This is a genomic window from Comamonas terrigena NBRC 13299 (assembly GCF_006740045.1).
In the GTDB taxonomy this organism is placed as follows: Bacteria; Pseudomonadota; Gammaproteobacteria; order Burkholderiales; family Burkholderiaceae_C; genus Comamonas; species Comamonas terrigena.
In genome coordinates this window covers 1,345,499-1,361,859 of the sequence record NZ_AP019749.1, presented here as the reverse complement: position 1 = coordinate 1,361,859, position 16,361 = coordinate 1,345,499, and the positions used below count along the sequence as shown (strand labels likewise).

Here is a 16,361-nt window from a genome sequence, read left to right as displayed (position 1 = left end):
TGAAGTACAGGACATTCCCCCCATCCACGACACCCAGGCCGCCGGGATGGCTTGCGCATCCGCAGGCCTCACCCCTGCGCGCCCCGCACGCTCCACACCACCAGGGTGTACCGAGCGGTGCCAGGGCCGTGGTCACGCCGGTACGCTCTGCGCCCAGCCGGCATCCACCCAGCTGGACAGCAACTCCAGCGCATCGTCGCTGAACTGCTGCACCTCGCGCACCGACAGGCGGCGGTTATCGGCCAGTTGCTGCATCAGCTTGGCATCCTTGCCGCCGGCCAGGTAGCTTTCGCCGTTGATGAAGATGTGCTTGGCGTCGTACAGCATGCGGGTGCGGCGGTTCAGTTCCACGCCTTCGATCATGCCGAAGTCCTCGGCCGGCTCGAACCACACGCCCGGCTTGGGGTCGCTCATGTACTCGCCCAGGGCACGCTCCAGCGCCAGCGGCTCGGCCAGGGCTTTTTTCAGCGCTTCCCGGGCAAAGTCGTACAGGTCGGCAGGAATTTCGCCCGGCTTGGCCACGGCAGGCTGCTTGGGATCCTTGTAGACCACATCCTTGGGCGCCTCATCCGGGGCATCGGACATGCGCAAAAAGAGCTCGCGCGCCATCTCGTCCTGTTTGGGCGAACGGAAGCCCACCGAATACGTCATGCACTCGCCTTCGGCAATGCCGTCGTGCGCCCACTTGGGCGGCAGGTACAGCATGTCGCCGGGCTCAAGCACCCATTCCTCTTCGGGCTCGAAGTTGGTCAGGATCTTCAGCGGCACGCCTTCCTGCAGCGTGAAGTCCTTCTGGCGTCCGATGCGCCAGCGGCGCTTGCCGTGGGCCTGCAGCAGGAACACGTCGTAGTTGTCGAAATGCGGGCCCACGCCACCCTGGTCGGTGGCAAAGCTGATCATCAGATCGTCCATGCGCGCGTCGGGCACAAAGCGGAACTGCTGCAGCAACTGGTGCGCCGCTTCGTTGTGCAGGTCCACGCCTTGCACCAGCGCCGTCCAGCCGGGCTTGGCCAGCGACGGCAGCTTGCGGCGCGGGAAGGGGCCATGCGACAGCTTCCACTGGCCTTCGCCCAGTTGCTCGATCAGGCGCGCTTCCACGCCCTCTTCACCGGCCAGCGCCAGCAGCTGCGCACGGTTGAGCAGCGGCTTGAAGCCGGGGATCGCCTGGCGAATCAGCAGCGGCTTCTTGTGCCAGTAGGTGCGCATGAATTTCTCGGGCGAGATGCCGCCGAGCAGCTGGAGCGGGGATTGGATGTCCATGGCGATGCAGACAGCGGCGCCACCAGGGGCCGCATCGGTAGAAAAAGGGAAGGTGTTTGCGGGCCGCGCGCAGCATGCACAGGCGGTCCACCGTGAGGCGCATTGTCCCATGGGGCCCAATGCCAGGCTTTGCTGCGGCGCAAAACCGTGTGCATGGCGCAGCCGACAGTGGCCAGCATGCGGGCGCCGCGGCAGCGGCACCCACACGTGCCGACAGGAAAGCCGGTGGCCGGTACAATTTCGGCCTTCCGCGCTGGGTGGCCCCCTCTGGCCAGGCCCACGCCCCTTGCCAAGAAAGCTTCGATATGGAAATCACCGAACAATGCGTGGTCGCGCTGACCTGGGTGCTCAAAGACACCTTGGGCGATGAGCTGGATGTGCTGGACGAGCCGGTGGAATTTCTGCTGGGCGGCGACGACCTGCTCAAGCGCATTGAGGAAGCCCTGCAAGGCCACCAGGTGGGTGCCACGCTGGACCTGCACCTGGAGCCCGAAGACGCGTTTGGCGACTACATCGACAAACTGATCTTCCTGGAGCCGCGCACGCTGTTCCCGGCCGAGCTGGAAGAAGGCATGACCTTTGAAGGCAGCGCCCTGCCCGAAGGCTGCAACCCCACGGCCCCCAAGGACGCGCTCTACACCGTGACCGACATCTACCCCGAGCATGTGGTGCTGGACGGCAACCACCCGCTGGCCGGTATTGCGCTGCGTATACACCTGAAGGTGGAAGCCGTGCGCGAAGCCACGGAAGAGGAAATCGGCCGCGGCAGCGCCGGCACCGGCTTTTTCCGCGTGCAGCCCCAGGCACCGGGCAACGACCTGCTGCACTGACACAGGCCTGCACCCCTCTCCCCAATAAAAAAAGGCAGCCTGCGGGCTGCCTTTTTTGTGGGGTCGCGCGGGCGGTACAGCAGGCGCTTGCTGCTGCACGCCTGCGCGGGGACTACCGCATCCCGAATGCCTCGCGGTGCAGCCGCCAGCGTCCACCCTGGGCCCGTACCGCCTGGGCACCTTGCTGCAAGGCATCGCCCAGGCTTTGGGGGCCGCAGACCCACAGGTCCAGTTCGGGGCCATGGTGCTCCAGATCCTGGGGGCGCAGCCACTGGCCCTGGGCGGCATCGTGCACGGTCAGGCCCATCGGCGGACAGGCCTCGGCGCACAGGTTCTGCACACGGGGCAGCAGCCTATCGGTCGCGGCATCGCGGGTGCAGTAGTGCAGATGGGCCGCAGACAGGCCGTCGCCCGGCGCCTCGGCGTGGGGCATGGAGCCCGGCTGCCGCGCCTCCAGCCACGCCAGAAACGGGGTGATGCCCACACCGGCCGCCACCCAGACTTGCACGGGGACCGCCTGCCCATCGGCATGCGGTGCACGGCCATCGAACCGCCCATACGGTCCTTCGATCTGCATGGCCTGTCCAGCGTGCAGCCTGCGGTGCAGCTGGGCGGTGTAGTCTCCCAGCGGCTTGATCACCAGCCGCAACAACGTCCGCCCATCGGCCGTCTGCCCGCATGCCCCCGGCGCACTGGCCACAGTGAAAGGGTGGGCCCCTTCCCAGGCATCCCAGCGCACAAAGACAAATTGCCCGGCGCGGTGCCCCGGCCAATGGGCAGGCAGAGCACACAGCACCTCCAGCGGATCCTGTGCTGGCCGCGTCCCCAGCAGTTGCACTGCATGCACCTGCGCCGCATAGCGGCGGGCACGCCCGATCCGGCCAGCCAGCGCCCACAGCGCGGCCGCACTGCCCAGCACCATCAGCGCCCCCATCAACCACCCCACGGGCTGCTGCCAGTACGCCTGCGGCAGCAGCACCAGGCTGTGAAAGACCAGCGCCCCATACAGCACCGGCATCACGCGGTGCAGCCAGCGCCAGGGCTTGTAAGGCAGCAGGCGGCGCCACAGCGTGAGCGCCACCAGCAGCAGCAAGGCATAAAAAGCCCATTCCCCCAGGTCCTTGGCCCAGCTGCGTCCCTCGGCCAGCCAGGGCAGCATGGCATCGCGCGCTGGGCGCCCGGCCGTGCCCCACACTGTCTTGATCCAGGCGCTCGACTCCTTGGCGATCCAATGCATCACAGCAGCCACGGCGGCCGTAGTGCCCAGCCATTTGTGCAGGCGGTACACCTGGTCCATGCCGCCCAGGGGGCGCTCCATCCAAGGCTGGCGCAATGCCAGCCACATAGTCAGCGAGAGCATGCCCAGGCTCCACACCCCGGTCAGCAGCAACAGATCCCGCCGCAGCAGCCAGGCCCACTGCACGCTCTCGCCATTCGCCCCCGCCACCAGCCCCTGGCCTTGCTCGGCCCACAGGGCCAGCATCCAGGCTGCGGTCAACACCGCCGCCCAGGCGGCCCATATGCCGCGTACACGCATACCACTTCCTTGTTCTGACCTACACCCTCGGTTCGACAGGCGGGAGCCACAGCCCCCTCGCGCATTCCGTCGTTCAGTGCTTGATGCGGCTGCGCAGCACGGCGCCGGTCTGCCCATCCACTTCCAGCTTCACACGCGCGCCTTGCGCATTGCGGCCTTTGACGTCGTAGTGGTAGTCATCCCATTCGATTTCGCGCAGATCGCGGTAGCCCGCGGTTTCCAGGCGGTCATAGACCTGGCGGATGGTCAGTACCGGGGCATGGCCTGCGGATGCGGCCATGGTCGCCAGCCCGGGGGCCGCAGCCGGTGTGGCCGCGGGGGTACCTTGCGCCATGGCCGTGCCACCCAGCACGGCGGCCAGCGCCAGCGCGGATGCGGGTGCCGCCGCCTTGCGCAGCACGGACAGAGAAGAACGGGTAATAGCCATCATGTGCAAACTCCTGAAAGAAGAAACTGCCAGCACCGTGCTGACATGGCTGCAGTGTTTTCCAGCGCCCGTGAACCGAAGCTGAAGGCGCCGTTCATCTGCGGTTCATTGGCGTTTCGGTATAAGGAAAGGCCTTGCCGCTCTGGAGCCCCTGCCATGCCACTGCCCCGTCCCCGCTTTCACCTGCCCCGCCTGCGCGCCCTGCCCGTGCTGGGGGCGGCCGCATGCGTGGCGGTGCTATGGGGGGCCATCGCCTTGCAGGCGCCCTCCGCACAGTCGGATGAAAGCGACCATGAGCTGGCCCGCCAGGCGCTGCAGCAGGGCAAGGTGCTGCCGCTGCGCACCGTGCTGGACCAGGTGGAGCGCGAGTACAAGGGCCAGGTCATCAAGGTGGAGTTCGAGCACGACGACGGCCGCTTCCTCTACGAACTGCGCGTGCTGCAGGCCGACGGCCGGGTGCTCAAGGTCAAGATCAACGCGGTGAACGGCAAGGTGCTGAGCGTGCGCCAGAAAGGACGTGACTGATGCGCATCCTGGTGGTGGAAGACGAACCCACTTTGCAGACCCAGCTGCGCGACGCCATTGCCGCTGCCGGTCACACCGTGGAAACCGCAGCCGACGGCAGCACCGCGCGGTATCTGGGTCAGGAAGAGACATTTGATGCGGTGGTCCTGGACCTGGGTCTGCCCGTGGTGGACGGACTGACCGTGCTGCGCCACTGGCGCGCCTGCGGGCGCGGCATGCCGGTGCTGATCCTGACCGCCCGCAGTGCCTGGCATGAAAAAGTGATGGGCATGGACGCCGGGGCCGACGATTACCTGGCCAAGCCTTTCCACATGGAAGAACTGCTGGCCCGCCTGCGCGCCCTGCTGCGCCGGCTTTCGCCCCACAGCAGCGCCCAATGGCAGTGCGGCAGCATCCTGCTGGACACGCGCCAGGCCACCGTGGCCGTGGATGGGCTGCCGCTGGTGCTGACCAGCCACGAGTTCAAGATCCTGGCGTTGCTGATGCAGCGCGTGGGCGAAGTGCTCTCGCGCACCGAGCTGTCCGAACACCTGTATCCGCAGGACAGCGAGCGCGACTCCAACACCATCGAAGTCTTTGTGGGCCGGCTGCGCAAGAAGCTGCCCGCAGGCAGCATTGAAACCGTGCGCGGCCTGGGCTACCGCCTGGTGCCCGCCCCGGCAGAAAGCCTGCCATGAATGCCGCCCACGCCGCGCTGCGCTGGCTGCAGCACGGATCGCTGCGTCTGCGGCTGCTGCTGGGCACGCTGGTATGGCTGGTGCTGGCCGTGGCCGTGGCCGGCTGGGGGCTGCGCGGCCTGTTCCAGGAACATGTGCACCAGCAGTTGCAGGACCAGCTGGTGCGCCAGCTCAACCAGCTCAGTGCCGCCGTCAACATGCAGGGGCATGAGGTGCGCGTCACCGCCATGACGGACGATGTGCGCCTGGACACCCCGCTGTCCGGGCTGTACTGGCAGGTCGACACCTGGGCGCCCAGTGAGGGCCAGTTCCACACGGTGGCACGCTCACGCTCGCTGTGGGACCAGGCTCTGCCACTGCCGGCCGACCCTGGCTTTCCCGGCACCCGCCGCCTGGGCCATGCCGTGCTGGATCTGCAGGACGCACAAGGCCATGCGCTACTGGCGGTCAGCCGCCCGCTGCAGCTGCCGGATGCCGACGCCCCGTTGCTGCGGCTGACCGTGGCCGCCGACCAGGCCCTGCTGGCCGAGCCGCTGCAGCGCTTCACCACCATGCTGCTGGTCGCGCTGGGCCTGCTGGCCGTGGGGCTGCTGCTGGCCGTGGCCGTGCAACTGCACCTGGCACTGCGCCCGCTGCAACGCCTGCGCCAGCAACTGGCATCCGTGCGGGCCGGCCAGACGGCGCAGCTGCAAGGCCCGGTGCCGCATGAGCTGCAACCCTTGGTCGCCGAATTCAACCATGTGCTTGCCGCCAATGCCGACATCGTGCAGCGCGCCCGCACACAGGCCGGCAATCTGGCCCATGCCGTGCACACACCGCTGAACATTCTGGGCAACGCCGCCGCGCACGATGCCACCCCGCTGGGCCAGTTGGTGCGTGAACAGGTCAGCTCTGCCTCCCGCCAGGTCGACCACCACCTGGCCCGCGCGCGCGCCGCCACGGCCATCCGCGCCACGGGCCTGCGCACCCCGGTGCTGGAGCCGCTGCAGGCGCTGCTGCGCACCATGCGGCGCCTGCATGCCGGCCGGGAGGTGCACTTCCATCTAGCAAGCGATGTGCAGCAACTGGAGCCACTCGCCTTTCGGGGGGAGGAACAGGACTTTTTTGAAATGCTGGGCAACCTGCTGGACAACGCCGGCAAGTGGGCGAGCAGCCGGGTGGAACTGTCGGTGCAGGCCCTGCCAGGGCCCCCGGGCCAAGGCGGGCAGCTGTGCCTGCTGGTGGACGATGACGGCCCCGGCATTCCGGACCCAGCCCAGCGCAACCGCATCTTCGGCCGCGGAGAGCGGCTGGATGAACAGCGCCCCGGCACCGGCCTGGGGCTGGACATCGTGCGTGAGCTGGCCCACACCTACGGTGGCAGCATCGAGGCCCACCCCTCGCCGCTGGGGGGTTTGCAGATGCGCCTGTGCCTGCCGGCTGCGCCGGCGGCCTGAGCCCCCCGGCAGGCCCACCCCGCGGTTCTCGGCTCCTGTCCATGGCCCTGCGCACAACACGGATACGTTGGAGTCTGGCGCACACCGCGCCCATAGAAAAAGGGCCCGCAGGCCCTTTGGATGCATGCTGCAGCGGCAGCGCGGTGGTTCAGCGGTAGATCTGGTTGCCGTCCACCCGCACATGGTCGCCGGGACGGAAGCCCGGGGCATTCTGGTAGTCAAACGCCCGCACGCTGCCATCGGGCATCTGCACGCTGACACGGTAGATATCGCGCACACTGCCGCCGCCCATATTGTTCTGCACGGCATTGCCTGCCAGTGCGCCGCCCACCACGCCGGCGATGGTGGCCAGGTCCTTGCCACGGCCGCCGCCCACCTGGTGGCCCAGTACACCACCCAACACACCGCCGACGATGGCACCACCGGCGCCAATGCCGCTGCCGTCCTGCACGCGCACGGTTTCCACATTCAGCACCCGCCCCTGCTGGACGTACTGGCCTTGTTGGTTGTACTGGCCTTGCTGGTTGTAGCCGCCGCCATACGTGTTGCCGTAGGTGCTGCCATAGTTGCCGCTTTGCACCGGGTAGCTGGTGACCGGCTGGTTGTAGCCGCCCTGGCTGGCGTAGCCACCTTGGTTATAGCCGCCCTGGGGGTAGGCCGCGCAGGCTGTCAGTGCGGCGGCCACAGCGGCTGCCATGGCCAGACGGCCCCAACGTGAAATGGTGTGCATGCAATTTCTCCTCGTCTGCAAAGCGGCAGGGCCATGGCGATGTGCACGGCCTGCACAGGTGGCGCGCCGTAAGCGCCTTACTGGTTCAACGCCCCAGTGCCGCAGGGAGACGACTGCTTTCACACTTGCTCACAAACTTCCCTCCCGCCCCCGTACCGGCTGCGGCCTTGCAAACGAGCCCCATGCAGCCCTAAGCTGTCGCCATGGTGTGCACGGTGCGGAGCTATTTGCCATCGCTGCCGCATTGCCGCTTGCATGTATTTTTGGGGATTGGTAACTGCACCCGTCCCATGGCGTACGCTGGTCAAAGCGCTGCATTTTCATGGCATGCACGCAGTTGCCGTTGGCCTGGATAGCGCTGCCTGCGCATAGGTGTTTGGGTTGCACGCCTACGGGCGAAAGGCCAGAACGCTCTTACAAATTCGCTATGAGGTTTACCAACCAGATAGCTAGACACCCGCAGCGTGCACCCACAGGAGCAGCCATGCCCGCCACCGTCCGCATTGATATGGTCAGCGACACCACCTGCCCCTGGTGCGCCATTGCCCTGTTCAATCTGCTGCACGCGCTGCGCAGCCTGGAAGGCGAGATCCAGGCGAAGCTGCACCTGCAACCGCTGGAGCTGCACCCCAGCGTGAAAGCCGCCGGGGAAATCCGCGCCCAGTACCTGCAGCAGCACCAGCGCCCTGCCCGCGCCGCCCTGCAGCCCTGCTGGGCCGACATTCGTCTGCACGGCCTGGCGATCCAGCTGGAAATGGGCCCGCAGGAGCCCCGCATGCTCTACAACACGCTGGACGCCCACCGGCTGCTGCAATGGGCCGACAACCAGGGTCAGGACCACCAGCTGGTGCTGGCGCAGCAGCTGGTGCACGGCTACTTCGGACAGGGGGCGAACATTGCCGACCACCAGGTGCTGGCCGATGCCGCCGTGGCCGCAGGCCTGAGCCGCGAGGCTGCACTGGCTTATCTGGCGGCGGGCGACGACATCCAGGCCGTGCGCGAAGCCCAGTCCTTCTACCGGGGAATGGGCATACAGACCGTCCCCACCTTCATTTTCAACCACCGCCAGCTGCTGCGCGGCAACCAGGCGCCCGAGGCCTTTGTCCGTGCGCTGCGCTATATCGCAGCCGCCGGCGCCCCGCCGTCCATGGTCTGATCTGCGTGGTCTGCGGCACCCAAAAAAACAAAGCCCGGCAACGCCGGGCTTTGTTTCAGGACGCCCTTTGCGCTTACTGCTTGCCTGTGGAGCCGTAGCCGCCTTCGCCGCGCTCGCTGGTATCGGCAAATTCTTCCACCAGGTTGAATTGCGCCTGCGCCACCGGCACGATCACCAGCTGGGCCAGACGGTCCATGGGCTGCAGCGTGAACGCGGTGGAGGAACGGTTCCAGGCGCTGACCATCAACTGGCCCTGGTAGTCACTGTCGATCAGTCCCACCAGATTGCCCAGCACGATGCCGTGCTTGTGGCCCATGCCGGAACGCGGCAGGATCATGGCGGCGTAGCCGGGGTCTTTCAGGTAGATGGCCATGCCGGTAGGCACCAGCTGCCATTGGCCGGGCTCCAGCGTCAGCGGCGCATCCAGACAAGCGCGCAGGTCCAGTCCGGCACTGCCGGGCGTGGCGTAGGCGGGCATGTTCTCGCGCAGGCGCGCATCCAGGATCTTCAGGTCAACATTCATGGGGAAACTCACAGCGGGCTGCAGGCGCCGATGGCGCCACGGGAAGGGGCCGGGCTCTGCCGCCGGTCAGACAACAAAGGCTGCATTGTGCCGTGCCGCCAGGCCCGGCATGGCATTTCGGAAATCGCTCAGTCCTTGGCGGCAGACCGGATGCCCTTGCGCACTGCGCTGATGATGCCGAACAGCAGCAGCAGCGCACCCAGACCCGGCACAACCATGCCCAGGATGGCCAGGAACACCAGAAACACGATCCGCCCGGGCGTGATACGGAACCAGGATGCAGCAGCCGGCTTGTCCTGGGCCTGCTGCTGCGCGGCGCGGCGGGCTGCCTGCTCCGCTTCCAGCTGCTTGCGTGGATTGCGGGCCTTGCGCTGCTGCGCTTTTTGCGCCGCAGGCCGGCCTGCACGCTGAGCTTCCTGTGCCTGCTGCACGGCTGCCTGCGCCTTTTCGCGCACCCGCGCCAGCGCCGATGCCGGCTGTGCGCCCGGGGTGGCCCCCGCATCGGTGAAGTCGCTGCGGTTGCCGGCGTTCAGCCCATGGAAGGCACTGCGGTACAGCGGACTGGCACGCAGCAGGGAATCGACATAGCGCACATAGTCGCCGCCACGCGGGCCGTCATAGTTCGAGGTGTACATGGGCAAAAATCTTCAAACAGGTCAACAGGGGCGGTACGCGCTCAGCGCCCCGGAGCAGCGGCCAGGCGGCGCGCCAGCTCCTGCACCAGTTGCACCCCCAGCTCGGTCTTGGGCGCGCGCGGCAACTCGCGGTGGCCTTGGGCATCCACCAGCAGCAAGGCGTTGTCGTCCTGACCAAACGTGGCCGGGCCGATATTGCCCACCAGCAGGGGCACGTCCTTGCGCAGGCGCTTGGCCATGGCGTGCTGCAGCAGATCGTGGCTTTCGGCCGCAAAACCCACACAGTACAAGGCACCGCTCTGGGCCCGGGCAGATTGGGCCACGGTGGCCAGGATGTCGGGGTTCTCCACAAAAGCCAGTGCCGGCACTTCGCCAGAACCGTCTTTCTTGATCTTCTGGTCGGCCGTATTGGCCGGACGCCAGTCCGCCACTGCGGCGGTGGCGATGAACACATCCGCGGGCCCGACCTGGGACTGCACGGCCGCCAGCATCTGCTGGGCCGACTGCACATTGATGCGCTGCACGCCGCGCGGCGTGGGCAGGTGCACCGGGCCGGCGACCAGGGTCACCTCCGCCCCGGCGGCCTGGGCGGCAGCAGCAATCGCAAAACCCATCTTGCCGCTGGACAGATTGGTGATGCCCCGCACCGGATCGATGGCTTCGAACGTCGGGCCGGCCGTGATCAACAGCTTTTTGCCACGCAGCACCTTGGGGGCAAAAAAGGCCTGCAGGTCTTCCAGCAGCTCTTCGGGCTCCAGCATGCGGCCATCGCCGGTTTCGCCGCAGGCCTGGTCACCCACGCCCACGCCCAGCACCAGAGCGCCGTCGGCCGCCACCTGGGCCAGATTGCGCTGCGTGGCCGGGTGGGCCCACATTTCACGGTTCATGGCTGGCGCCAGCAGCAGCGGAATGCGGTCAATGGGACGGGCCAGGCACATCAGGCTCAGCAGCTCATCGGCACGACCCTGGGCCAGCTTGGCGATGAAATCCGCGCTACAGGGCGCGATGACGATGGCATCGGCCTCGCGGCTGAGGTTGATGTGCGGCATGTTGTTGGGCTCGCGGGCATCCCACTGCGAGCCGTACACCGTGCGCCCGGACAAGGCCTGCATGGTCACCGGGGTGATGAAGTGCTCGGCCGCCTCCGTCATCACCACCTGCACGGTGGCGCCCGCCTTGGTCAGCAGACGGCACAGATGGGCCGATTTGTAACAAGCCACGCCTCCAGAGAGGCCCAGCACCACATGTTTGCCAGCAAGCGCGTTCATGGCGGCGAATGTAGCAGACGCATGCCCCTGCATTTGCGTGTCGGCAAGCGGCGGGAACCCGCTCGCACCTATAATTCATCTTTACCACCACCAAAAAAATGAAGAGATGACCAAATTCGTCTTCGTCACAGGCGGTGTGGTGTCTTCCCTGGGCAAGGGAATCGCCTCAGCCTCCCTTGCTGCGATCCTGGAATCGCGCGGTCTCAAAGTCACCCTCATCAAGCTGGACCCGTACATCAACGTGGACCCCGGCACCATGTCGCCCTTCCAGCACGGCGAAGTGTTTGTGACGGATGACGGCGCTGAAACCGACCTGGACCTCGGCCACTACGAGCGCTTCATCGAAACCCGCATGAAGCAGACCAACAACTTCACCACGGGCCGTATCTACCAGTCCGTGCTGGAGAAGGAACGCCGCGGCGACTACCTGGGCAAGACCGTGCAGGTCATCCCCCATGTCACCAATGAAATCCAGGAATACGTCAAGCGCGGCGCCGGCATCGGCACCGATGACGCCGTGGATGTGGCCATCTGCGAAATCGGTGGCACCGTGGGCGACATCGAGTCCCTGCCTTTCCTGGAAGCCGTGCGCCAGCTGGCGCTGAAGCTGGGCCCCAACAACTCGGCCTTCGTCCACCTGACCTACCTGCCCTACATCGCCACGGCCGGTGAACTCAAGACCAAGCCCACCCAGCACACGGTGCAGAAGCTGCGCGAAATCGGTATCCAGCCCGACGCCCTGCTGTGCCGCGCCCAGTACCAGGTACCGGAAGAGGAAAAGGCCAAGATCTCGCTGTTCACCAACGTGCCCGAGTGGGGCGTGATCTCCATGTGGGACGTGGACACCATCTACAAGGTGCCCCGCATGCTGCACGAGCAAGGCCTGGACGGCCTGATCTGCGACAAGCTGCGCCTGAACACCCCGCCCACCACGCTCAAGCGCTGGGACGACCTGGTCTACGAAACAGAGCACCCGCAAGGCGAAGTGAATGTGGCCATGGTGGGCAAGTATGTGGAGCTGTCCGACGCCTACAAGTCGGTCAACGAAGCACTCAAGCACGCCGGCATGCAGAACCATGTGCGCGTGAAGATCACCCACGTGGACTCGGAAACCATCACCGACGCCAACGCCAAGCAGGAGCTGTCCAAGTACGACGCCATCCTGGTGCCCGGCGGCTTCGGTTCGCGTGGCGTGGAAGGCAAGATCTCCACCGCCCAGTTCGCCCGTGTGAACAAGGTGCCTTACCTGGGCATCTGCCTGGGCATGCAAGTGGCCACCATCGAGTACGCACGCCATGTGGCGGGCCTGGAAGGCGCCAACTCGACCGAGTTCGATCCCCAGACCCCCAACCCCGTGATCGCCCTGATCACCGAGTGGAAGGACGAGGACGGCACGATCAAGACGCGCGACGAGAACTCCGACCTGGGCGGTACCATGCGCCTGGGCGCACAGTCCTCCGATGTGCAGAAAGACACGCTGGCCCACAGCATCTACGGCGACGTGGTCACCGAACGCCACCGCCATCGCTATGAAGCCAACACCCAGTACCTGGACCAGCTGCGTGCAGCGGGTCTGGTGATCTCGGCCCTGACCCAGCGCGAACAGCTGACAGAAATCGTCGAGCTGCCGGCTGCCGTGCACCCCTGGTACATCGGCGTGCAGTTCCACCCCGAGTTCAAGTCCACCCCCTGGGATGGCCACCCGCTGTTCAATGCCTTCATCAAGGCAGCCGTCGACGGCAAGCAAAAGGGCAAGAAGGCCTGAGCGCCGACTTGACCGGATACGACAAGGAAACCCGCCATGAAACTCTGCGGCTTCGACATTGGCCTGGACCAACGCTTTTTTCTGATCGCCGGACCCTGCGTGGTCGAGTCCGAGCAGTTGCAGATGGACGTGGCGGGCCAGCTCAAGGAAATCACCTCCTACCTGGGCATCCATTTCCTGTTCAAGAGCAGCTTTGACAAGGCCAACCGCTCCTCGGGCACCAGCTTTCGCGGCCCGGGCATGGAAAAAGGCCTGGAAATCCTGGCCAAGGTGAAGAAGGAAATCGGTGTGCCGGTGCTCACCGACGTGCACACCGTGGAAGAAGTGCCGTATGTGGCGTCCGTCGTGGACATGCTGCAGACGCCCGCCTTCCTGTGCCGCCAGACCGACTTCATCCGTGCCGTGGCCCAGTCGGGCAAGCCGGTCAATATCAAGAAGGGCCAGTTCCTGGCCCCGCACGATATGAAGAACGTCATCGACAAGGCCCGTGCCGCCGCCAAGGAAGCAGGCCTGCCCGAAGACAGCTTCACCGCCTGCGAACGCGGCGCCAGCTTCGGCTACAACAACCTGGTCAGCGACATGCGCTCTCTGGCCATCATGCGCGAGACGAACGCCCCCGTGGTGTTCGACGCCACGCACAGCGTGCAGCTGCCCGGCGGCAACGGCACCAGCAGCGGCGGCATGCGCGAGATGGTGCCTGTGCTGTCCCGTGCGGCCGTGGCCGTGGGTGTGGCCGGTCTCTTCATGGAAACCCACCCCGATCCCTGCAACGCCCTGTCGGACGGCCCCAACGCCGTGCCGCTCAAGCACATGAAGGCGCTGCTGGAAACCCTGGTGGCCTTGGACGATGTGACCAAGCGCAACGGTTTCCTGGAAAACGCCTTCGAAGCCTGAAGCAGCGCGTACCATGCACGCCATCCGGTAACGACACCCAAGCACGCCCCGCACGGCGTGCTTTTTCGTATCCAAAACAGCGCCGTCTGTGCGTATCCGGACGGCTCTGTTGGCGGAGAATTCCGCCAAGTCCTCTGGGACACGAATTTGTAAAAACCTTCAAAGGAAGACCATGAGTGCAATCGTTGACATCGTAGGACGCGAAGTCCTGGACAGCCGCGGCAACCCCACCGTCGAATGCGACGTGCTGCTGGAATCCGGCGTGATGGGCCGCGCTGCGGTGCCGAGCGGCGCCTCCACCGGCTCGCGCGAAGCCATCGAACTGCGTGACGGCGACAAGAGCCGTTACCTGGGCAAGGGCGTGCTGAAGGCCGTGGAGCACATCAATACCGAAATCTCCGAGGCCGTGCTGGGCCTGGATGCTTCCGAACAGGCCTTCCTGGACAAGACCCTGATCGATCTGGACGGCACCGACAACAAGAGCCGCCTGGGCGCCAACGCCATGCTGGCGGTGTCCATGGCCGTGGCCCGCGCTGCCGCGGAAGAAGCCGGTCTGCCCCTGTACCGCTATTTCGGCGGCATGGGCGGCACACAGCTGCCCGTGCCCATGATGAACGTGATCAACGGTGGCGCCCACGCCAACAACAGCCTGGACCTGCAAGAGTTCATGATCATCCCCGTGGGTGCGCCGACCTTCCGCGAAGCCGTGCGCTGGGGCGCCGAGGTCTTCCATGCACTGAAGGCCATCATCCACCACAAGGGCATGTCCACAGCCGTGGGCGACGAAGGCGGTTTCGCGCCTTCCGTGGAAAACCACGAAGCCGCGATCCAGCTGATCATCGAAGCCATCGAAAACGCCGGCTACAAGCCCGGTGAACAGATCGCCCTGGGCCTGGACTGCGCAGCCTCCGAGTTCTACAAGGACGGCATGTACGTGCTGGCCGGCGAAGGCAATATGACGCTGACCTCCACCCAGTGGACCGACATGCTGGCGGGCTGGTGCGACAAGTACCCCATCGTCTCCATCGAAGACGGCATGCACGAAGGCGACTGGGATGGCTGGAAGATCCTGACCGAGCGTCTGGGCAAGAAGGTGCAGCTGGTGGGTGACGACCTGTTCGTGACCAACACCAAGATCCTGAAGGAAGGCATTGAAAAGCACATTGCCAACTCCATCCTGATCAAGATCAACCAGATCGGCACCCTGACCGAAACCTTCGCCGCCATCGAAATGGCCAAGCGCGCCGGTTACACCGCCGTGATCTCGCACCGCTCGGGCGAAACCGAAGACAGCACCATCGCCGACATCGCTGTCGGCCTGAATGCAGGTCAGATCAAGACCGGCTCCATGAGCCGTTCCGACCGTATCGCCAAGTACAACCAGTTGCTGCGCATCGAAGAAGACCTGGGCGATGTGGCCGAATACCCCGGCCGCGCTGCTTTCTACAATCTGCGCTGATCCGCAGCCCTTTCACTGAGTCGAGCGCCTCCCCCGCACCATGGTTCACCGCATTGTCACGCTGGTACTGCTGGCCATACTGGCCATCGTCCACGCCCAGCTCTGGCTGGGCAGCTACAGCATGGACCATGTGCAGGAGATGCGCACCCAGATCGCGCAGATCAAGTCTGCCAACGAAGTGGCCCGGCTGGAAAACAACCGGCTGACCTCGGAAGTGTCGGACCTGCGCGAGGGCAAGGACATGGTGGAAGAGAAAGCCCGCAGCGAACTGGGCATGGTCAAACCCAACGAGATCTACGTGCAGATCACCAAGCCCTGATCGCCGCAGGCGCGCCCCTGCGCGCACCTCCCTGTAACGGCCTCTTGCGAGGCCGTTATCGTTTCTGCACAACGGCTGCTACACCCATGCCCCTACCGCCAGGCCCCATGCCGTGCGGTGCAGCACGCCCCACCGCCACGGCCTCTACACTGGCCCTACCTGCCGCGCTTCGGCCCCACCAGGTCCTGCTCGCCCCGAAAAACGGCTCCACACCGCCCACTCGATGTCCCCGCTTCCTGCCCCTTTTCCCTTGGCCATCGTGGCCGGCACGGCCAGCAGCCAGCCGCAGGCGCTGTGGCAGCGTGTGGCGCAGGCAGATGCCGCAGCCATCGACAGCACGCCATGCCCGCCCGATGGGCGCTCCCCACCCTCCTCCTTCGTGGATGCCGGCCTGCTGGCCCATTGGACGGCACAGGCCCAGCAGCCCCTGCCCACCGGCCAGGTGTTCTGGCTGCCGACACCGGCATCGGCGGGTACCGCCGAGCGCGCGCTGGAGCAGGCCTGCCGCCAGCAGCTGATGCAGGATGCGATGGATGGCACCACCTGCCTGCGGGTGCTCTACGGCGCCCCGGCGCAGCAACTGCGCGCGCTGCTGGAATGCCTGCAGGCCTTGGCTGTTCAGCAGACCGAAACATCCTCCCTGCGCAGCGGGCCCGACGTGGCCAGTGCGCTGCAGCACGGCCATGCGCCCAATCTGCGTTGCCGGGAATGCGTGGACCCCGCCAGCGAGCAGCGCTTGTTCTCACGCCTGCTGGGTGGCCGCAAGATCCCTGGGAACGACGCAGGGCAGCCCTGAGCCTCGCCTGTTTGCCGCACCCGAACAGCAAACTCTATGAATAAATCATCACTGCCTGCGCCCATGGACCATGGCCGCTGTGAGCCGCCACGGGCAGCGCTGCAGCAGTTGCTGCTTCGGTACA

General features: G+C 65.9%; 17 protein-coding genes. 10 read left to right on the top strand and 7 right to left on the bottom strand.

Translation table 11 applies throughout. The annotated features are described in order from the left end of the window. Window positions 1-132: 132 nt before the first annotated feature. Entirely contained in the window at window positions 133-1,260 is a 1,128-nt protein-coding gene (locus CT3_RS06275) for a cupin domain-containing protein (protein WP_066539066.1), read from the bottom strand. A 305-nt stretch (window positions 1,261-1,565) separates the two neighbouring features. Here CT3_RS06275 and CT3_RS06270 point away from each other — a divergent pair, with 305 nt between their 5' ends. Further along, on the top strand, window positions 1,566-2,090 hold the full coding sequence (locus CT3_RS06270) for an FKBP-type peptidyl-prolyl cis-trans isomerase (RefSeq protein WP_066539497.1): 525 nt from the start codon (window positions 1,566-1,568) through the stop codon (window positions 2,088-2,090). A gap of 112 nt (window positions 2,091-2,202) precedes the next feature. Here the strand turns inward: CT3_RS06270 and CT3_RS06265 are convergent, their stop codons facing one another. Next, window positions 2,203-3,627, bottom strand: coding sequence for a ferredoxin reductase family protein (locus CT3_RS06265; protein ID WP_066539068.1), 1,425 nt, complete (start codon window positions 3,625-3,627; stop codon window positions 2,203-2,205). A gap of 73 nt (window positions 3,628-3,700) precedes the next feature. Beyond that, complete coding sequence (locus CT3_RS06260; RefSeq protein WP_225608765.1) at window positions 3,701-4,057, bottom strand: PepSY domain-containing protein; 357 nt, start codon at window positions 4,055-4,057, stop codon at window positions 3,701-3,703. Window positions 4,058-4,210: 153 nt separating this feature from the next. On the opposite strand from CT3_RS06260, the gene CT3_RS06255 reads away from it, so the two are divergent. From CT3_RS06255 to CT3_RS06245, 3 genes are read left to right on the top strand one after another with little or no spacing between them, the layout of a single operon-like run. Next, complete coding sequence (locus tag CT3_RS06255) at window positions 4,211-4,579, top strand: PepSY domain-containing protein (RefSeq protein ID WP_083520510.1); 369 nt, start codon at window positions 4,211-4,213, stop codon at window positions 4,577-4,579. Beyond that, on the top strand, window positions 4,579-5,256 hold the full coding sequence (locus tag CT3_RS06250) for a response regulator transcription factor (RefSeq protein ID WP_066539070.1): 678 nt from the start codon (window positions 4,579-4,581) through the stop codon (window positions 5,254-5,256). The genes CT3_RS06255 and CT3_RS06250 overlap by 1 nt, the downstream gene beginning before the upstream one ends. Beyond that, complete coding sequence (locus CT3_RS06245; protein ID WP_066539072.1) at window positions 5,253-6,692, top strand: sensor histidine kinase; 1,440 nt, start codon at window positions 5,253-5,255, stop codon at window positions 6,690-6,692. The genes CT3_RS06250 and CT3_RS06245 overlap by 4 nt, the downstream gene beginning before the upstream one ends. Window positions 6,693-6,840: 148 nt before the next feature. Here the strand turns inward: CT3_RS06245 and CT3_RS06240 are convergent, their stop codons facing one another. Further along, the gene (locus CT3_RS06240) at window positions 6,841-7,422 is read right to left on the bottom strand and encodes an outer membrane lipoprotein (protein WP_066539074.1); all 582 of its coding nucleotides are present in this window, start codon (window positions 7,420-7,422) and stop codon (window positions 6,841-6,843) included. A gap of 484 nt (window positions 7,423-7,906) precedes the next feature. Here CT3_RS06240 and CT3_RS06235 point away from each other — a divergent pair, with 484 nt between their 5' ends. Beyond that, on the top strand, window positions 7,907-8,578 hold the full coding sequence (locus tag CT3_RS06235) for a DsbA family oxidoreductase (protein ID WP_066539078.1): 672 nt from the start codon (window positions 7,907-7,909) through the stop codon (window positions 8,576-8,578). A 73-nt stretch (window positions 8,579-8,651) separates the two neighbouring features. Here CT3_RS06235 and dut read toward each other — a convergent pair whose 3' ends face one another. From dut to coaBC, 3 genes are all read right to left on the bottom strand, one after another. Then, window positions 8,652-9,101, bottom strand: a complete 450-nt coding sequence (gene dut / locus CT3_RS06230) for a dUTP diphosphatase (RefSeq protein ID WP_066539080.1) — start codon at window positions 9,099-9,101, stop codon at window positions 8,652-8,654. Window positions 9,102-9,229: 128 nt separating this feature from the next. Next, on the bottom strand, window positions 9,230-9,736 hold the full coding sequence (locus tag CT3_RS06225; protein ID WP_066539081.1) for a hypothetical protein: 507 nt from the start codon (window positions 9,734-9,736) through the stop codon (window positions 9,230-9,232). A gap of 41 nt (window positions 9,737-9,777) precedes the next feature. Then, window positions 9,778-11,004, bottom strand: a complete 1,227-nt coding sequence (gene coaBC / locus CT3_RS06220; RefSeq protein WP_066539082.1) for a bifunctional phosphopantothenoylcysteine decarboxylase/phosphopantothenate--cysteine ligase CoaBC — start codon at window positions 11,002-11,004, stop codon at window positions 9,778-9,780. 106 nt (window positions 11,005-11,110) lie between these two features. Between coaBC and pyrG the strand changes: the two genes are divergently transcribed. The 5 genes from pyrG to CT3_RS06195 all read left to right on the top strand — a co-directional run bounded on the left by pyrG (window position 11,111) and on the right by CT3_RS06195 (window position 16,237). Beyond that, window positions 11,111-12,769, top strand: coding sequence for a CTP synthase (gene pyrG / locus CT3_RS06215; protein ID WP_066539084.1), 1,659 nt, complete (start codon window positions 11,111-11,113; stop codon window positions 12,767-12,769). A gap of 36 nt (window positions 12,770-12,805) precedes the next feature. Further along, the gene (gene kdsA, locus CT3_RS06210) at window positions 12,806-13,663 is read left to right on the top strand and encodes a 3-deoxy-8-phosphooctulonate synthase (RefSeq protein ID WP_066539086.1); all 858 of its coding nucleotides are present in this window, start codon (window positions 12,806-12,808) and stop codon (window positions 13,661-13,663) included. A 172-nt stretch (window positions 13,664-13,835) separates the two neighbouring features. Further along, the gene (gene eno, locus CT3_RS06205; RefSeq protein ID WP_066539088.1) at window positions 13,836-15,122 is read left to right on the top strand and encodes a phosphopyruvate hydratase; all 1,287 of its coding nucleotides are present in this window, start codon (window positions 13,836-13,838) and stop codon (window positions 15,120-15,122) included. Window positions 15,123-15,162: 40 nt separating this feature from the next. Next, window positions 15,163-15,441, top strand: a complete 279-nt coding sequence (locus tag CT3_RS06200; protein WP_066539093.1) for an FtsB family cell division protein — start codon at window positions 15,163-15,165, stop codon at window positions 15,439-15,441. Between the two features lie 223 nt (window positions 15,442-15,664). Further along, window positions 15,665-16,237 (top strand): hypothetical protein, encoded by a 573-nt coding sequence (locus tag CT3_RS06195; RefSeq protein WP_127446186.1) that lies wholly within the window; start codon window positions 15,665-15,667, stop codon window positions 16,235-16,237. Window positions 16,238-16,361: the final 124 nt, after the last annotated feature.

Coding starts and splice junctions, on each gene's coding strand:
- CT3_RS06275 (WP_066539066.1), bottom strand. CDS start 1,260: ATGGACATCCAATCCCCGCTCCAGCTGCTCGGCGGCATCTCGCCCGAG.
- CT3_RS06270 (WP_066539497.1), top strand. CDS start 1,566: ATGGAAATCACCGAACAATGCGTGGTCGCGCTGACCTGGGTGCTCAAA.
- CT3_RS06265 (WP_066539068.1), bottom strand. CDS start 3,627: ATGCGTGTACGCGGCATATGGGCCGCCTGGGCGGCGGTGTTGACCGCA.
- CT3_RS06260 (WP_225608765.1), bottom strand. CDS start 4,057: ATGATGGCTATTACCCGTTCTTCTCTGTCCGTGCTGCGCAAGGCGGCG.
- CT3_RS06255 (WP_083520510.1), top strand. CDS start 4,211: ATGCCACTGCCCCGTCCCCGCTTTCACCTGCCCCGCCTGCGCGCCCTG.
- CT3_RS06250 (WP_066539070.1), top strand. CDS start 4,579: ATGCGCATCCTGGTGGTGGAAGACGAACCCACTTTGCAGACCCAGCTG.
- CT3_RS06245 (WP_066539072.1), top strand. CDS start 5,253: ATGAATGCCGCCCACGCCGCGCTGCGCTGGCTGCAGCACGGATCGCTG.
- CT3_RS06240 (WP_066539074.1), bottom strand. CDS start 7,422: ATGCACACCATTTCACGTTGGGGCCGTCTGGCCATGGCAGCCGCTGTG.
- CT3_RS06235 (WP_066539078.1), top strand. CDS start 7,907: ATGCCCGCCACCGTCCGCATTGATATGGTCAGCGACACCACCTGCCCC.
- dut (WP_066539080.1), bottom strand. CDS start 9,101: ATGAATGTTGACCTGAAGATCCTGGATGCGCGCCTGCGCGAGAACATG.
- CT3_RS06225 (WP_066539081.1), bottom strand. CDS start 9,736: ATGTACACCTCGAACTATGACGGCCCGCGTGGCGGCGACTATGTGCGC.
- coaBC (WP_066539082.1), bottom strand. CDS start 11,004: ATGAACGCGCTTGCTGGCAAACATGTGGTGCTGGGCCTCTCTGGAGGC.
- pyrG (WP_066539084.1), top strand. CDS start 11,111: ATGACCAAATTCGTCTTCGTCACAGGCGGTGTGGTGTCTTCCCTGGGC.
- kdsA (WP_066539086.1), top strand. CDS start 12,806: ATGAAACTCTGCGGCTTCGACATTGGCCTGGACCAACGCTTTTTTCTG.
- eno (WP_066539088.1), top strand. CDS start 13,836: ATGAGTGCAATCGTTGACATCGTAGGACGCGAAGTCCTGGACAGCCGC.
- CT3_RS06200 (WP_066539093.1), top strand. CDS start 15,163: ATGGTTCACCGCATTGTCACGCTGGTACTGCTGGCCATACTGGCCATC.
- CT3_RS06195 (WP_127446186.1), top strand. CDS start 15,665: ATGTCCCCGCTTCCTGCCCCTTTTCCCTTGGCCATCGTGGCCGGCACG.